This is a genomic window from Roseateles sp. GW821-FHT03B02, from assembly GCF_059421025.1.
Genome location: NZ_JBWKUV010000004.1, coordinates 194,401 through 211,279 on the forward strand (window position 1 = coordinate 194,401; position 16,879 = coordinate 211,279).

Genomic DNA, 16,879 nt, shown 5'->3' on the forward strand with positions numbered 1-16,879 from the left:
GTCAGTGAAAGGTTTTGGACTGGCCGGGCTTGAGATGCAGGTCGGTCACGCGGTCGCCGATGCGGACACGGCCGCCACCGGCGCCGGCCACCGAACGCACGGTGGCGCTCGTGACGCGGCCCCGGGCCCAGGCGATGTCGACCTCGAAGCCGCCGCGCGCGCGCAAGCCCTTGACCGAGCCTTGCGGCCAGGCGGCGGGCAGCGCGGGCAGCAGGTCGATCAGGTCGTCGTCCTGCGATTGCAGCAGCATCTCGGCGATGGCGGCGGTGGCGCCGAAGTTGCCGTCGATCTGGAAGGGGGGATGGGTGTCGAAGAGGTTGGGATAGGTGCCGCCCTGGTGCACCTCGGCGCCCGGGCGCGCGGCCTTGGCGCCGGGCTGGGCCAGTAGGCCGCGCAGCAGGCCGTGGGCGCGGTCACCGTCGCGCAGTCGTGCCCACCAGGCCATCTTCCAGGCCATGGACCAGCCGGTGCTGACGTCGCCGCGTGCCGCCAGCGTCTTGCGCGCGGCGGCGGCCAGTTCGAGCGTGCGCGTGGGCGAGATTTGCCGGCCGGGAAACAGGGCGAAGAGATGGGAGACGTGACGATGCGTGTCGCGCGGCGTGTCCAGCACAGTGTCCTTCAGCTCGTCCTGCCATTCGAGCAGCTGGCCCCAGCTGCCCAGACGCGGGCCGGCGAGGCGGTCGCGCAGCGAAGCCGCGTGGTCACGCGCGGCACGGTCGCCGAGGACATTGGCCGCCTGGACCATGTTGTCGAACAGGTCCCACAGGATCTGCTGGTCGTAGGCGACGCCGTCCTGGACGGGACCATGCTCGGGCGACCAGCCGTTGGGTGCGACGAGCCGGCCATTGGGCAAGGCCTTCAGCCGGTCCTCCCAGAACTCTCCCACCTCCTTCAGTACCGGCCAAGCCTGCTCGCGCAGGAAGGTTGGGTCCTGGGTGAAGGCGTAGTGCTCCCAGAAGTGGCGGGCGTACCAGGCGTTGCCGGTCATGTTCCACAGGTAGCTCTGGGCGCCGTAGGGGTTGGTCTCGGTGCGCAGCGTCCAGCCACGCACGGGCTTGCCGGCGGCGGTGAGGAAGGTCTCGATGGGCGGCTGGACCGAGTTGTCCCAGGGCGGGGTTTCAGGCGGCAGCGAGGCCGGGTCCTTCAGCGCCTGTGCCGCCCGCTCGGCGACGGGACGGCGCCACTGAGGGATGAGGCGCTGCACGAAGCGGTGCAGCGGCCGCGCGGCCTCGGCGAGGTTGGTGACCTCGGCCGGCCAGTAGTTCATCTGCAGGTTGATGTTGGAGTGGTAGTCGCTGTTCCACGGCGGCGTCAGGCTGTCGTTCCACAGGCCCTGCAGATTGGCCGGCAGTGAGTCGCGTGAACTGGAGACGAGCAGGTAGCGGCCGAACTGAAAGTACAGCGCTTCCAGCTCGGGGTCGCCGCCGTCCTTCGTGTAGGCGGCGAGGCGCGCGTCGGTCGTCAGCACGCGGCGTTCGGCAGCGCTGGTGCCGAGGTTCAGCTGCACGCGGCCGAGCAGGGCGGCGACGTCGCGCTCATGTTCGGCGCGCAGCTGCTGCCAGGGCTTGGCGGCAGCGACCTGGGCCTGCACACGCGACAGCGGCGGTTGGCCGTCGTCGAAGCCGGTGCCGGCGCCGAGGATCAGGGTCAGCGCGTTGCAGCCGCGGAAAGTCAGCGTGTTGCCGTCGATGGCGACGCTGCCGCCCTCGTTCAGCACGCGCAGCTGGCTCGCATAGGCCAGGCCGTTGGGCAGGCTGCCCACGGCGGTAAGCGTCTGGTTGGCGGCGCTGAGTGCCGCGCCATGGCGGTCGGTCAGCGCGATGCGGCCGTTGTAGCGGCCGGGCCGGTCGGCCGTCAGCCGCCACGCGATGACCTGGGCCGGGTGGCTGGCAATGGCCTCGCGCGTGAATCGCGCGCCGGCCTGCGTGTAGCCGAGGCGGTGGATGGCACGGGCGATGTCCAGCTCGCGGCGGTAGCCGCTGACCGGCGCATCGCCGTCGAGTTCCAGCACCACGTCGCCAAAGGGCTGGTAAGCGCCCATGGCCTGGGCATCGCCCGTCCACAGCGTGATGTCGTTGAACTGCAGCCGGTCGCGCTCGACCTGGCCGAACAACATGGCGCCCAGCCGCCCGTTGCCGATGGGCAATGCCTGCTGCTCCCAGCCCCGGGCCGTGTCCGGCGCCGGCGCGGCATAGCGCAGCGTCAGGTCGGCGGCGCGCAGCGGCAGGACCAGGCTCAGCGCCAATGACAGCAGGACGCGACGCAGCATGGCTTAGCGGGGGCGACCCATCTTGACCTTGAGCATGATGGGCTCGGCCGGCATGTTCAGGCCGTAGTCGACCTGGTCGCCGTTCCAGACGCGCTCCATGACCCAGCGGCCCTTGTCGTCGAAGCGGCCCTGCTCGGCGCGCAGCATCATGCCGCTGGTGCCGGCCGCCGGTTCCATGCGCACACGGACACGATTGCCGATGAGGATGAATTCGTCGGGACCGATCTGGGCCATCGCGGCGCCGCCATTGGGTTCCTCGGTGCCGGGCGCGGGCTTGGCGAACTCGCCGCCCCAGCTGGCCTCGCCGAAGCGGCCGAGGCGGTAGGTCAGCTTGGCCGTCCAGCCAGGGAAGTCCAGCTGCTGGGGCTTGCGGTCGTCCGCTTCTCCCGCGCCTTGCGTCTTGCCATCGAAGGCCCATTGCGCCCACTGCCGCTGGATTGGCGCGAACATGCGGTAGACGCGCTCGAAGGGCTCGACCAGGGCCTTGTCGGTGGCCTGTGTGCCCAGCGGGTGGTTGCTGTAGTTGAAGTAGTCGATGCCGAAGGGCGAGACGCCGATGGCGCCGCGGCCCAGCATGGCGTAGAGGTAGCGGCCATAGGCCGGCTTGGTGCCGATCTCGGGCACCCACAGCGCGTTGTCGGCGCGCTGGAACAGGCCCAGGTTGGCGTTCACCTGCGCGGACTCGGGGTTGTAGATGTCGGGGCTGGCGATGTCGATGGCGGGCGCGGCGGCCTTGTAGATGTCGATGACGTCCCAGGTCGGACCACCGCTGGCGTACTCGCCCTTCCAGGGCTTGGGCGGCTGCTCCAGTGGGTTGCGCAGCGCGTTGTTGACGTACATCGGCAGGTCGTAGACGGCGCGGCCGGCGGCGGCGATGTCGCCGATGTAGCGGGCGATGGCCCAGGCGTGGAAGTACTCGTCGGCGTAGTCGCCGTAGACCTCGCGCCAGGTGCCCGAAGCTGCGGCCACCGGTGTCTTGCGCGCCAGCACCGCGGCGGGCACGGGCTGCTCGAAGGCGGCTTGCGCTGCCTTGCCGAAGTCGCGCACCAGACCGTAGGTGCCGACCTCGTTTTCGACTTGCACCATCAGCACGGTGCGCTCGGTCGAGTCGATCTTCTTCAGGTGGCCCATCAGCGCGACGAAGGCGCGTCTGTCAGCCTTCAGCGTCTCGTCACTGAAGGGCGTCAGGCAGTAGCTCGGCTTGCCCTCCTTGTCGAGCATCGTGGGGAAGCGCTGTGGGTTGAGCTTGACCCACTCGGGCGTGTACTGCGCGCTGGTGTTCTTCCAGGTGGCGAACCACAGGATGACGAGGCGCTTCTTCTGCTCGCGGGCCTGCTTGACCAGCGTGTCGACGAAGCTGAAATCGAAGCGCCCCTCCTCGGGTTCCACCTGCTCCCACGCCACCGGCATCAGCACCGTGTTGGCCTTCAGGTCGTTGGCCGCAGCCCAGACGGGTTTGAGCGCGCCGGGGTAGTTGCTGGAGTTGTGGGCCTGGGCGCCGAGGATGAGGAAGGGCTTGCCGTCGACCAGCAGCGCATGCCGCCCGTCATGGGTCACGAGGCGGGGCAGTTCAGCGGCCTGGGCTGTCGTGAGCAGACAGGCCAGTGCAGCCGCGAGAAGGAATTTGTTCTTCATCGGGATTCCGCGAAAGACCCGGCGACCAGTTCAAGCCGCCGGGCCGGGGCCGAACGTCAGTACGTGAAGCTGGCCTGCACCGAGTAGCGGCGGCCGGTGTACTCCACCGAGCGGGTCATGAAGCCGATCTGCTGCTGCATCAGCTGACGGGGCAGGCTGTTGCTCAGATTCTGGCCTTCCAGGCTGATGCTGAAGTGGTCGTTGAACCGGTAGGTGACGCCGCCGTCCAGCTGGCCGTAGGACGCCTGCCAGGTCGGCAGTGCCCAGGCCACGCTGTCGCCGTTGGCCAGCCTGCCGTCGCCGCCGCGCGTGCCGTTGACGTTGACACCCTGCAGGTACTTGGAACGCCAGCTGTAGGCCAGGCGTGCCGAGAAGGGGCCGTAGTCGTACAGCGCCGCCAGGTTGTAGGCGTGCTTGGACAGGTTCTGCAGCGGCAGGTTGCCGAAGCTGCGGCCGTCGGTGTCGCAACCGTTGATGTTGAGGTTCAGGTTGTCGGCATTGCCGCTGGTGCCGGCGCAATACAGGCTGCTGACCGGGTTGTAGAGTTTGGTCTTGCTGTCGACGTAGGTGTAGTTGGCCTGTACGCCGAAGCCCGACAGCCAGCCTGGCAGCATGTCCAGATAACGCTGGAAGGCGATCTCCACGCCACGGGCATGGCCCTTGGCGCCGTTGACCGGCGAGGTCACGGTGAAGTTGACCGGCGCGTTGGTGGCCGTGTCGCGCAGCGCCACCGACTGCGATTGGTTGACGATGACGTCCTGCAACTGCTTGTTGAAGAGAGCCACGGTCAGCGAGCCGCTCTTGGAGAAGTACCACTCGCCCGTCAGGTCGAACTGGTTGGACTTGATCGGCTTGAGCATGGGGTTGCCGTTGGCCGTGCCGGTCAGGTTGACGTTGTCGATGACGACGGTGTTGCCGACGGTGTGCTGCGTGGTCGTCAGCTCCATCGTCGTGTAGGCCTGCAGCTGCGAGAAGTCGGGCCGCGTGATGGCCTTGCCGAGGGCGGCGCGGAACTGCAGCTCGTTGCTGGCCTTGTAGCGAAGGTTCAGGCTGGGCATCACGTCGACATAGCTCTGCTCGGCGTCGATGGCGCTGTTGAAGTTGGACAGCTTGGGCACCGCGGCGCCGCCCAGCACCTGGCCGGCCTGGGGTACGGTGGCGCTGTTCTTGAACACCGTGTAGCCCTTGGCCTTCATCTCGGTGCGCACGGCGCGCAGGCCCACGTTGCCATCGAGGGGCGTGCCGGAGTCGGCGAAGTCGAAGCGCAGCTGGGCATAGGCGGCCTGCGAGCGCTCATGCTGCTCGTTGGTGCCCGCCGGGTCGGTGCCGAAGGTGGCCGGCGTCCAGGCCGCGCAGCCGCTGCCCCAGCCCTGGGCAGCCGTCTGCTCGGCGCACAGGATGTCGTGGTACTTGTGCAGCGCGGTGTAGCTGTTCGGGTAGTCCTGGGCCAGCGACACGGCCGGCACATAGACACCCGGCACGCTCTGGCCGCCGAAGAAGTTGTTGAAGGGGTGCAGCACCACCGGCGCATTGAAGCGTGGGTCGTTCAGATAGGCCAGGTGGTTGATGTCCCAGCCACGCTGCCAGGTCTGCGTGATGGCGGACCAGTTGTAGCTCGGCGAGGAGTTGATGGTCGTCGCGTTGCGGTCGGCCAGGCGAACGCCGAACTGCAGGTCCTGCAGCACGGGGTGGTCGAAGTTGAACTTGGCGTCACCGCGCCAGACCTTGGAGTCGGCCTTGCTGCGGTCCAGGTGTTCCATCGTGAACGCCCAGTAGTAATTGCCCTTGTCCTGCAGCGCGGCCAGGTCGGCCGCGTCGAAGACGACCCGCGGAATGGAGCCGGACAGATCAAGCGTCTCCTTGGGCATCTGCAGGCCGGTGGCCACCGTGGAGTCGAAGGCCTGGGTCTTGGACTTGACGACCTGCAGGTCGCTGCTCAGCGTCCAGCGGTCGTTGACCTTCCATTTCAGGTTCCAGCCCAGGTCGCGGGTCTTGGAGTCGCGGGTCATGTAGCGCGTGTCGGCGCCGAAGTTGACGCCGCCGTCGGCCGGTGCGGTCAGCGTGCCGGTCAGCAGCTCGCCGTTGGCGCCGTACTTGGCGCCGCTGCCGATGACGAGGTTCCAGGGATTGGTCTGGGCGAACAGCGCGTTCTCGTCCCAGTGCATCTTGTACTTGGACTCGAAGTAGGTGAGCGAGCTGTCGATCGCGTCGTTGCGGTACTGCAGCGCGCCGTAGAGGCCGTCACGCGTGCGGTCGAAGTTGGAGTCGCGCCACTGCGCGCCCTTGGGCACCCAGTGCGTGCCGTCGATCTTGTAGTAGGGCTCGACCTGCCACTTGTCGGTGCGGGTGCTGCTCTCGCTGTGGGCCAGGCTCAGCAGTGCGCCGAACTCGCCAGCGTCGGTCTTCCAGCGGTTGGCCACCAGGCCCGAGGCGGCGGGGCTCCACTTGCCCTGCAGCGCGTTGTAGTTGCCGCTGACCGAGCCCCCGAGCTTGAAGCCGGCGTAGTCGAAGGGCAGGGCGGTGCGCAGGTTGACGAGGCCACCGATGGCGCCTTCGATCTGGGCCGCGGAGGGGTTCTTGTAGACGTCCACGGCCGCCATCAGTTCGGGCGGCACGTCCTCGAAGTTCAACGCGCGGCCGCCGTTGGCGGAGAAGGTGTCGCGGCCGTTCACTTCGGAACGCACATAGGACAGGCCGCGAATGTTGACACTGGAACCTTCCACCGAGGAGTGCTCGGGGTCGCCCTTGGCCATGGTGCGGTCGATGGTCACGCCGACGACGCGCTGCAGCACCTCGGTGATGGAGCGGTCGGGCAGCTTGCCGATGTCGTCGGCGACGATGGTGTCGACGATCTCGTCGGAGTCCTGCTTGTACTTCTGCGCGGACTGCAGCGCCGCGCGGCGGCCGCTGACGACGACGGTCTCGATCTTCTGCGCCTTGGCGTCGGGCGCGGATGCGGCGGCGGCCGGAGCGGGGGCGGTCTGCGCGAAGGCCAGGCCGCTGCATAGCAGGGCGGCCTGGGCGGCGGCCAGGGATACGGCGGTGCGTTGTAGTGTCTTCACTGTGTCTCCTCGTTGTGGTCTGTCTGTGTGGGACTACTGCTGGTTCGGCGGGAAAACGGGCATCAGCAACATCGCCCGCATGGACTGGCATGCCGCTTCGGAGGGAGGGTGCTCTTCATGGCAGCGTTGTCAGTCCGGTCGTGCTGAGGCGGGTTGGGGAAGCAGAGGGGCAGGGTCAGCCGCAGAAGCGGTTGACGAGGTTCTCCAGCACCTCCTGGCGACCCGAGACGGGGGCCACGTCGGTGTTGGTTTCGAGTACCTGGTTGGCGAGGTCGCTCAGGGAGCGGCGGCCTTGCAGGATGTCCTGGCCGGCAGGCGTGTCCCAGCCGGCGTAGCGGGCGTCGAGGGCGGCCTTGAGGCGCCCGTCGTTGATCATCTTCTCGGCGATGAGCAGGCCTTGCGCGCAGACATCCATGCCGCCGATGTGGCCGTGGAAGAGATCGGCCGCGTCGATGGACTGGCGGCGCACCTTGGCGTCGAAGTTCAGGCCGCCCGAGCCCAGGCCGCCGGCCTGGAAGACGTGATAGAGCGCGAGGGCCGTCTCGGGCACGTTGTTGGGGAACTGGTCCGTGTCCCAGCCGAGCTGCGGGTCGCCGCGGTTCATGTCCAGGCTGCCGAGGATGCCGAGCGCGCCAGCCGTCGCAATCTCGTGCTCGAAGCTGTGGCCCGACAGTGTGGCGTGGTTGGCCTCGATGTTGACCTTGACCTCCTTCTCGAGGCCGTAGCGCACGAGGAAGCCGTAGACGGTGGCGGTGTCGAAGTCGTACTGGTGCTTGGAGGGTTCGCGCGGCTTGGGCTCGATGAGGATGGCGCCCTTGAAGCCGATCTTGTGCTTGTACTCGACCACCATGTTCAGGAAGCGGCCGAGCTGGTCCAGCTCCTGGCCGATGCGCGTGTTCAGGAGGGTTTCGTAGCCTTCGCGGCCGCCCCACAGCACGTAGTTCTCGCCGCCGAGCTTGAGCGTGGCGTCCATGGCGTCGCGCACCTGCAGCGCGGCCATCTTGAACAGCTCCGGGTCGGGGTTGCTGGCCGCGCCCGACATGAAGCGGCGGTGGCTGAACAGGTTGGCCGTGCCCCACAGCAGCTTGAGGCCCGTGGCCTGCTGCTTCTCGCCGAGCAGGTCGACGATGCGCTGGAAGTTGTCGTGGCTCTCGCGCGGCGTGGCGCCTTCGGGGGCCACGTCACGGTCATGGAAGCAGTAGTAGGGCACGCCGAGTTTCTGGAAGAACTCGAAGGCGGCGTCCGCCTTGGCGCGGGCCAGCTCCATGGGCGTTCCGCCCTGGAACCAGGGGCGCTCGAAGGTGGCACCGCCGAAGGGATCCAGGCCGGTCCAGACGAAGTTGTGCCAGTAGCAGGCGGCAAAGCGCAGGTGGTCTTCCATGCGCTTGCCCAGGACGATGCGGTCCTTGTCATAGTGCTTGAAGGCCAGGTCGCTCTGGCTCTCGGGGCCCTCGTAGCAGATCGGGGCGATGTGGTGGAAATAGCTCGTCATGGTCTGAGGTCAGGCACCGCGCAGGCGGCGGTAGAGGTCACGGAAGCGCGCCAGGCGGGGAGCCAGGCGGGCATGGCGTTGGGGGTCGGGAGAGAAGAGGGCGGCCACGGGCGGGCGGGTGCAGACGGCGTCGACGCTGCCGCCGGCTGCCAGCCAGCCCAGGCGCGCCGCACCGAGCGCGCCGCCGGCTTCGCTGCCGGTGTGCAGCACGACGTCGACCTTGAGCGTGTCGGCGATCAGCTGGGCCCAGAAGTGGCTGCGCGAACCGCCGCCCACCAGCGACAGCTGATGCACCTCGGTGCCGGCGGCGCGCAGCGCGTCCAGGCCGTCGGCCAGGCCGAAGGTGACGCCTTCGAGCACGGCGTAAGTGCAGTCGGCACGGGTGGTCTGCGCCTTCAGGCCGTGGAAGACGCCGGGGGCGAAGGGGTCGTTGTGCGGCGTGCGTTCGCCGGCCAGGTAGGGCAGGAAAATGGGCGCGTTGACTGCGCTGTCATCTGATGCAAGTTCAGCCAGCAAAGTGGCTTCATCGGCACCGACGAGCTGGCAGAACCACTTGAAGCAGCTCGCGGCCGACAGCATCACGGTCATCTGGTGCCAGCGCTGCGGCAGGGCATGGCAGAAGGCGTGCACGGCCGACGCGGGGTTGGGTGCAAAGCGGTCGTTGACGACGAAGAGCACGCCGGAGGTGCCGAGCGAGATGAAGCCGTCGCCCGGCTGAGTGGCGCCGATGCCGATGGCGCTGGCCGCGTTGTCGCCCGCACCGCCGGCGATGATGACCTCGGGGCCCAGGCCCCAGGCCTGGGCCAGCTCGGGCTTCAGCACGCCGCTGGCCTGATTGCTTTCAACGAGGCGCGGCATCTGCCTGCGTGTCAGGCCGCAGGCCGCCAGCAGTTCGTCGGACCAGTCGCGCCGGGCCACATCCAGCCACAGCGTGCCCGCCGCGTCCGACGGGTCCGAGACCTTGTCCCCGCTGAGCTGCAGGCGCAGCCAGTCCTTGGGCAGCAGCACGCTCTTCAAGCGCCCGAACACCTCGGGCTCGTGCTTCCTCACCCACAACAGCTTCGGGGCGGTGAAGCCGGGCATCGCGAGATTGCCGGCGATGTCGTGCAGGCGGGGCGCGGCGGCTGTCAGTTCCTCGCACTCGGCATGGCTGCGGCCGTCGTTCCACAGGATGGCGGGGCGCAGCACGGCGTCGGACTCGCCGAGCAGTACGGCGCCATGCATCTGGCCGGACAGGCCGATGGCGCGCACGGCAGCAAAGGCCATGGGGTGGGCCGCCCGCAGTTGGGCGACAGCGGCCTCGGTGGCGCGCCACCAGTCGCAGGGCGCCTGCTCGGACCACAGGGGTTTGGGCGACGACAGCGTCAGCGCGCTGCCCGCCGTGCCGACGATATGCCCCTCGACGTCGAGCAGCAGCAACTTGACTTCCGACGTGCCGAGATCGATGCCGAGGAACATCAGTGGGCCTCCTCGGCTTCGGCGACCACTGCGCCGCTATCGGCCAACGGCAGCGCGGGGCGGGTTAGGCGATAACGCGCCAACGCCGCGGCGCCGACGGCGACCGCATTGGCGCCGAACATCGACGTGCGCACGCTCGGCGGCGGCAGGCTGGCTGCCGTGGCGTAGTCGAGCAGGGTGTCCAGGGCCGGTTTCAAAAACGGCTCGCCCAGCTCGACGACGCTGCCGCCCAGCACGATGCAGGCGGGGTCGTAGGCGGTGGCGAGGTTCTGCAGCAGCACGCCGAGATAGCGGCCGGCGGAGTTCACGGCCTTCAGCGTCTCGGCGTCTTCATCGACGAGATGCGCGCGCACTTCGGCGAGCGAGCGCAGGGCTGCTTCATCGCCGCTGCCGTGCAGCATGGCGCGCGTGGCGATCAGCGCTTCGGCGCAGCCGCGGCGGCCGCAGGAGCAGCGTGGGCCGTTCAACTGCAGCACCATGTGGCCCACCTCGCCGGCAAAGCCGCGGCTGCCGGTCAGCAGCCGGTCGCCGACGATGACGCCGGCGCCCAAGCCCTGGTTGATGGAGACGTAGAGCAGCGGGTCGGAGGCCGGCGCGGGGTTGAACTCCATCTCGCCCAGGGCCGCCACGTCGGCTTCGTTTTGAATGAAGAGAGGCACGCCGGCCAGCGCGGTGTCCTGCAGCTTCTCGGCCAGCAGGGCACCGAAGGGGATGTCGCGCCAGCCGAGGTTGGGTGCAAAGTGCAGCAGGCCGCGGGCCTCGTTGACGCCGCCGGGCAGGCCGACGCCCAGACCCAGGATCTGCTGTTTGCTGTCAAGCTGCTTGCCGAGTTTGATCAGCGCGTTGGCCAGCGTGGTGATGCAGGCCTTGGCCGTGCGGCTGGCACCATAGTTGGCGACCGTGCAGGCCTTGACCTCGCCGGTGAGGGACGTGGCGACGACGCGCACGGATTCGATGCCGACCTCGGCGCCTAGCAGCAGCAGGCGGTCGGGGTCGATGAAGAGGGGCGTGGGGCGGCGGCCCAGGTCGCCGGTGGCGACGACCTCGCGCTCGATGAGCCAGCCCTCGGCGATCAGCTCGCGCGTCAGCATGCTGACGGTGGACTTGGTCAGGCCCACGGCACCGGCCAGGTCGGCACGCGACAGCCCCGGGTGGGCACAGAGGTGCCTGACCAGCGCCATGCGATTGATGACCTTGAGCAGCTGTTGGCTGCCGGCGGCTTCGGCCTGCATTTGTCTCCTGTCGATCCTGGTGTTGCCCATGCTTCGATGAGCTTGGAGGCCATATTAGTTCGGCCATCGAACGAAGTAAATACGGTGTTGACCCCTATCGCGATGCGGCCAGCCTCGCCGAAGATCGCGCCGCCCGCCGGTGACGCGGTGAGGCCCCATAAAAACTGGCCCGAGACAGCCAATGCCTGATTCCCCCATCCGCAAGATCGTCATCGTCGGCGGCGGCACCGCCGGCTGGATGTCCGCCGCGCCGCTGGCCCAGCGCTTCGCGCAGGCCGGTCAGGGCGCCTGCGAGATCGTGTTGGTGGAGTCGCCCGATATCGGCGCCATCGGCGTCGGCGAGGCCACGCTGCCGCCCATCCGCGCCTACAACCGCACGCTGGGCCTGGACGGCGCGGACTTCGTTAAGAAGACGCAGGGCAGCTTCAAGCTCGGCATCGAGTTCCGCGACTGGGGCCGCGTCGGACATCGCTTCTTCCACGGCTTCGGCGACTTCGGTCCCGCCATCGAGAACCGATCCGCATGGCAGCACTGGCTGCGCCTGTCCCGCATCACCGATGGGCTGCCGGGCTATGAGGACTGGTCAACCTCCACCGTCATGGCGCGGCAGAACCGCTTCACGCCGCCAGAGGGCGGGGCGCCGTCGGCGGCCAATGCGTATTCCTTCGCTTACCACTTCGATGCCGGCCTGTACGCCGCCTACCTGCGGGACTACGCGATGGCGCGCGGCGTCCAGCGCATCGAGGGGCTGATCGTCGATGCCGAGCTGCGGCCCGACGACGGCTTTGTCGCCGCGGTCAAGCTGGCCGATGGCCGTCGCATCGAGGGCGATCTTTTCGTCGACTGCTCGGGATTTCGTGCCCTGCTGATCGGCGGCGCCATGCAGTCGCCCTTCGAGGATTGGAGCGCGCTGCTGCCCTGCAACAGCGCCCAGGCCGTGCCGAGCGAGCGCGTGGAGCCGCTGACGCCCTACACGACGTCGACGGCCAAGGCGGCGGGCTGGCAATGGCGCATCCCGCTGCAGCACCGCACGGGCAATGGCCATGTCTATTGCAGCCACTTCATCAGCGACGACGAGGCCGCGAGCACGCTGCTGGCGGGCCTGGACAGCCAGGCCCTTGACACGCCACGCCAGCTGCGCTTCACGACCGGCCGGCGCAAGCAGGGCTGGGTCAAGAACGTCGTCGCCATCGGCCTGGCCTCGGGTTTCCTGGAGCCGCTGGAGTCGACCAGCATCCAGCTCATCATGGACGGCGTCGGTCGCCTCATCCAGTTCTTCCCGGACAGGGCCTTCAAGCCGCATCTCGCGGCAGAGTTCAACCGCCTGATGGCGCGCCAGTACGAGTCCATCCGCGACTTCATCGTGCTGCACTACAAGCTGACGGAGCGGCGCGACTCCGAACTGTGGCGCTACTGCGCGGCCATGCCGATACCCGACTCGCTGGCCCACCAGATCGAGCTATTCCGCAGTGCGGCCCGCGTCGCCATCTACGACCCCGACGGCTTCTCCGAGCCGTCCTGGGTGTCTCTCTTTCTCGGCCTGGGCCTGCAGCCCGAGAGTTACGACCCCTTCGTCGACCACGTCGACCCCCAGGCCCTGCTGCAGCATTTCGCACGGCTGCGCCAGGCCATTCACCAGACCGTGGACGGCATGCCCGGCCACGGCGACTACATCCGCCGCCACGTGCAGGCACCATCCCTTTGAGGAGTTTGAGACAGCCATGAAGTTCACCGACGGACAGTGGATGCTCCAGCCGGGCGTCGCCGCGCATTACGCGGCCGAGGCCTATGCGCTCGAGGTTCATGAAGACCGCCTCGTCGTGCTCGCCACGACCCGCCCCATCAAGCACCGTGGCGACACGCTGCAAGGCCCGACGCTGACCGTGACGCTGAGCTCGCCGCTGCCGGGCGTCGTGCGGGTCAGCGTCGAGCACTACACGGCATCGCAGGCACCGCGCCTGCACATCCCCATGGTCGGCGCGGGCAAGTACCCGGTGCAGATCGTCGACGGCGACACCCAGGCCACGCTTACTTCTGGTGCGATCTCGGTCGACGTGAAAAAGGGCGACGGCTGGAGCCTGACGTTCCGCGAGGGTGACCGCGTCCTGACCAGGAGCGACTGGCGTGGCCTGGGCTATATCCAGTGGGGCGCCAAGGGCAACCATGTGCATGAGCAGCTCTCGCTGGCCGTCGGTGAGAACGTCTACGGCCTGGGCGAGCGCTTCACGCCCTGGGTCAAGAACGGCCAGATCGTCGAGAACACCAATAAGGACGGCGGCACGGCCTGCGAGCAGGCCTACAAGAATGTGCCCTTCTACCTGACGAACCGCGGCTACGGCGTGCTCGTCAACGAAGCCGGCCCGGTGTCCTTCGAGGTCGGCTCGGAGAAGGTGGCCCGCGTGCAGTTCAGCCGCGAAGGCGAGAGCCTGGACTACTGCGTCATCGCCGGCCCCACGCCCAAGGATGTCGTGTCCCGGTTGACAGCGCTGACAGGCCGCGCGCCGCTGCCGCCGGCCTGGAGCTTCGGCTTGTGGATGACGACCTCGTTCACGACGAAATACGACGAGGCCACGGCCACCCACTTCATCGACGAGATGGCCAGGCGCGAACTGCCGCTGTCGGTCTTTCACTTCGATTGCTTCTGGATGCGCGAGTTCCAGTGGTGCGACTTCGAATGGGACCGCCGCGGCTTCCCCGAGCCCGAGGCCATGCTGCAGCGCCTGCATGCCAAGGGGCTGAAGATCAGCTTGTGGATCAACCCCTACGTGGCGCAGAAGTCGCCGCTGTTCGCCGAGGGCGTGAAGCAGGGCTACTTCATCAAACGCAAGGGCGGGCCACAAGACGGCCTGACCTTCCAGACCGACCAATGGCAGCCCGGCATGGCCATCGTGGACTTCACGAACCCCACCGCCAAGGCCTGGTACCAGAGTCATCTGCGCCGCCTGCTGGCGACGGGTGCCGACTGCTTCAAGACCGACTTCGGCGAGCGCATCCCGAGCGAAGGTGTGAGCTACTTCGACGGCTCCGACCCCGTCGAGATGCACAACCTCTACGCGCTGCATTACAACCAGGCCGTGTTCGAGCTGCTGGAAGAGGTGCAGGGCAAGGATGCCATCGTCTTCGCCCGCTCCACCTATGCCTCGGGCCAGCGCTTCCCGGTGCACTGGGGCGGCGATTGCTGGAGCACGTTTGAATCGATGGCCGAGAGCCTGCGCGGCGGCCTGTCGCTGACGAGCTGCGGCTTCGCCTTCTGGAGCCACGACATCGGTGGCTTCGAGGGCAATCCGCCACCGGCCGTCTACAAGCGCTGGATCCAGTTCGGCCTGATGTCCTCGCACAGCCGCCTGCATGGCAGCAGCTCCTATCGAGTGCCATGGCTGGTCGACGAAGAGAGCTGCGACGTGCTGCGCGTCTTCACGCGGCTCAAGCACCAGCTCATGCCCTATCTCTACGCCAAGGCTCACGAGGCGACAGAGACGGGTGTGCCGCTGATGCGCCCCATGCTGATGGAGCACCCGCAGGATCCCGCCTGCGCAACGCTGGACCGGCAGTACCAGTTGGGCGAGAGCCTGCTCGTCGCCCCCGTCTTCACCGAAGGCGGCGAGGTGGACTTCTATCTGCCTGGATCGGAAGGTTCGGGCAAGTGGACTCATCTGCTGTCCGGCGAGAAGAGGCAGGGCGGCCGCTGGTACCGCGAGACGCATGGCTTCCTGAGCATGCCGCTCTATGCCGCGCCGAACAGCGTCATCGCCTGGGGCGCCGAGACCGAGAAGCCGGACTACGACTACGCCCGTGGCACCGTGCTGCGCGTGTTCGAGCTGGACGACGGTGCAAGCGCGGCCTTCACCGTCGTCGGTGTGGACGGCAAGGTCGCCGCTGGTGGCATCGTCAGCCGCCAGGGCCAACGCTACGCCGCCGAGGTGACCGAAGGTGCGCTGCGTGACTGGTGCCTGGATGTCGACGGCCGGCGCAGCCCCGTGCAGGGCGACGGCGCGGCGCTGTACTGGACGACGGCCTGATGCGGCGCCTGCTGCTGTCCCTGGCATTGACGGCGGCAGGCGCCGTTGATGCGCAAGGCATCGCTCTCAACCAGCTCGGCTATCTGCCCGGCGCGGCCAAGGTTGCGGCCGTATCGCCGGGCGAGGCTACGGTTTTTCGCGTCGTCGAGGCCGACACCGGCCGCGTCGCGCTGAGCGGCCACCTCGGTGCCACGGCGCGTTGGGAACCCTCGGGCCAGGACGTGCGTCTGGCCGACTTCTCCGTGCTGACGCACCCCGGTCGCTATCGCCTGCAGGTCGATGGCTTGCCCGATTCGCCGGCCTTCGACATCGCTGCCGATGTCTATGCGGCGGTGAATGCCGCAAGCCTCAAGGCCTACTACTTCAACCGCGCCAGCACGCCGTTGCTGGGTGTCAACGCCGGCCGCTGGGCGCGCTCCGCCGGCCACGCGGACGACCATGTTTTCGTGCACGCCTCTGCCGTTGGTCCGGGCCGGCCGGAAGGTGCGGTCATCAGCGCCCCCAAGGGCTGGTACGACGCCGGCGACTACAACAAATACATCGTCAACTCCGGCATCACGGTGTACACGCTGCTGGCCGCATGGGAGCATTTCCCGGAAGTCTTCAAGGCGCAGCGCCTCAACATCCCCGAGACTGGCAACGGCCTGCCCGACGTGCTGAACGAGGCGCTGTGGAACCTCGAATGGATGCTGGCCATGCAGGACCCGGCCGACGGCGGGGTCTATCACAAGCTCACCAACAAGGGCTTCGACGGCGTCGTCATGCCGTCGGATGCCAAGGGCGAGCGTTACGTGGTGCAGAAGACCACCGCCGCGGCGCTGGACTTCGCTGCCGTCATGGCTCAGGGCAGTCGCGTCTTCGCGGCTTTCGAGAAGCAGCGGCCTGGGCGGTCCGCCCGCATGCGCGCTGCAGCCGAGCGCGCCTGGACCTGGGCGCAGGCTCATCCCGACGAGGTTTACAAGCAGTCGCCCGACATCCGCACCGGCGGCTATGGCGACGACAAGCTAGATGATGAATTCGCCTGGGCCGGCGTGGAACTCTGGATTGCGACCGGCGATGCGCGCTACCGACCCGACCTGAAAAAGCTCGCCATCAGCGTGCCCGGCTGGGGCGATGTGAAGGGCCTGGCATGGGTAACCCTAGGCCAACATCTGCGCCGCCTGGGTCAAAATGACAGCGTTGTCGTCATGGATCGAATCTTGGAACTTGCGGATGAACTCGTTGCGATCTGGAAGGGCTCGGCCTACCGGGTCGGGATGCGTTCGCACGACTACGTCTGGGGCAGCAACGCCGTGGTCCTGAACCAGGCGCTGATGCTGATCCAGGCCTACCGCCTGAGTCCCAAGCCCGACGCCCTGGCCGCCGCACAGGCCTTGTTCGACCATGTGCTGGGCCGCAACCCGCTGGGCCAGTCCATGGTGACGGGCTTTGGCAGCAAGCCACCGCTGCACCCGCATCACCGGCCGTCCGAGGCCGACGGCGTGGAGCCGCCCGTGCCGGGCTTCCTCGTCGGCGGGCCCAACCCGGGGAGGCAGGACCAGAAGGGCTGCCCCGCCTACCCCTCCGCGCAGCCGGCCATGGCCTATCTCGACCATTTCTGCAGCTATGCCAGCAACGAGATCGCCATCAACTGGAATGCGCCGCTGGTCTATGTGTCCGCAGCCCTGCAGGCGCTGACGCCCAAGCCTCACTGATCCCAAGAAGAAACATCA

The 16,879-nt window shown here is 67.9% G+C and carries 9 protein-coding genes; 3 read left to right on the forward strand and 6 right to left on the reverse strand.

Features of this window, described 5'->3' with window-relative positions; genetic code table 11:
- Position 1: 1 nt before the first annotated feature.
- The 6 genes from AC07VX_RS13240 to AC07VX_RS13265 form a co-directional block, all read right to left on the reverse strand.
- Entirely contained in the window at positions 2-2,269 is a 2,268-nt protein-coding gene (locus AC07VX_RS13240; RefSeq protein WP_493165186.1) for a glycoside hydrolase family 95 protein, read from the reverse strand.
- A gap of 3 nt (positions 2,270-2,272) precedes the next feature.
- Positions 2,273-3,904: a DUF5597 domain-containing protein gene (locus AC07VX_RS13245; RefSeq protein WP_493165187.1), complete on the reverse strand. Its 1,632-nt coding sequence runs from the start codon at positions 3,902-3,904 to the stop codon at positions 2,273-2,275.
- Positions 3,905-3,960: 56 nt separating this feature from the next.
- Positions 3,961-6,966 (reverse strand): TonB-dependent receptor, encoded by a 3,006-nt coding sequence (locus tag AC07VX_RS13250; protein ID WP_493165188.1) that lies wholly within the window; start codon positions 6,964-6,966, stop codon positions 3,961-3,963.
- 175 nt (positions 6,967-7,141) lie between these two features.
- On the reverse strand, positions 7,142-8,458 hold the full coding sequence (xylA, locus tag AC07VX_RS13255) for a xylose isomerase (protein WP_493165189.1): 1,317 nt from the start codon (positions 8,456-8,458) through the stop codon (positions 7,142-7,144).
- Positions 8,459-8,467: 9 nt separating this feature from the next.
- Entirely contained in the window at positions 8,468-9,916 is a 1,449-nt protein-coding gene (gene xylB / locus AC07VX_RS13260; protein WP_493165190.1) for a xylulokinase, read from the reverse strand.
- Complete coding sequence (locus AC07VX_RS13265; protein ID WP_493183902.1) at positions 9,916-11,178, reverse strand: ROK family protein; 1,263 nt, start codon at positions 11,176-11,178, stop codon at positions 9,916-9,918. Before AC07VX_RS13265 ends, xylB begins: the two co-directional genes overlap by 1 nt.
- 151 nt (positions 11,179-11,329) lie before the next feature.
- On the opposite strand from AC07VX_RS13265, the gene AC07VX_RS13270 reads away from it, so the two are divergent.
- From AC07VX_RS13270 to AC07VX_RS13280, 3 genes are read left to right on the forward strand one after another with little or no spacing between them, the layout of a single operon-like run.
- Positions 11,330-12,853, forward strand: a complete 1,524-nt coding sequence (locus AC07VX_RS13270; RefSeq protein ID WP_493165192.1) for a tryptophan halogenase family protein — start codon at positions 11,330-11,332, stop codon at positions 12,851-12,853.
- Positions 12,854-12,869: 16 nt separating this feature from the next.
- Entirely contained in the window at positions 12,870-15,167 is a 2,298-nt protein-coding gene (yicI, locus tag AC07VX_RS13275) for an alpha-xylosidase (protein ID WP_493165193.1), read from the forward strand.
- Positions 15,167-16,861 carry a glycoside hydrolase family 9 protein gene (locus AC07VX_RS13280; protein WP_493165194.1) on the forward strand — a complete coding sequence of 565 codons (1,695 nt, stop codon included), beginning with the start codon at positions 15,167-15,169 and terminating at the stop codon, positions 16,859-16,861. Before yicI ends, AC07VX_RS13280 begins: the two co-directional genes overlap by 1 nt.
- Positions 16,862-16,879 lie beyond the last annotated feature (18 nt).

Excerpts from the sequence above, each read along its gene's own strand:
- AC07VX_RS13240 (WP_493165186.1), bottom strand. The coding sequence starts at position 2,269 with ATGCTGCGTCGCGTCCTGCTGTCATTGGCGCTGAGCCTGGTCCTGCCG.
- yicI (WP_493165193.1), top strand. The coding sequence starts at position 12,870 with ATGAAGTTCACCGACGGACAGTGGATGCTCCAGCCGGGCGTCGCCGCG.
- AC07VX_RS13265 (WP_493183902.1), bottom strand. The coding sequence starts at position 11,178 with ATGGGCAACACCAGGATCGACAGGAGACAAATGCAGGCCGAAGCCGCC.
- AC07VX_RS13245 (WP_493165187.1), bottom strand. The coding sequence starts at position 3,904 with ATGAAGAACAAATTCCTTCTCGCGGCTGCACTGGCCTGTCTGCTCACG.
- AC07VX_RS13270 (WP_493165192.1), top strand. The coding sequence starts at position 11,330 with ATGCCTGATTCCCCCATCCGCAAGATCGTCATCGTCGGCGGCGGCACC.
- AC07VX_RS13280 (WP_493165194.1), top strand. The coding sequence starts at position 15,167 with ATGCGGCGCCTGCTGCTGTCCCTGGCATTGACGGCGGCAGGCGCCGTT.
- xylB (WP_493165190.1), bottom strand. The coding sequence starts at position 9,916 with ATGTTCCTCGGCATCGATCTCGGCACGTCGGAAGTCAAGTTGCTGCTG.
- xylA (WP_493165189.1), bottom strand. The coding sequence starts at position 8,458 with ATGACGAGCTATTTCCACCACATCGCCCCGATCTGCTACGAGGGCCCC.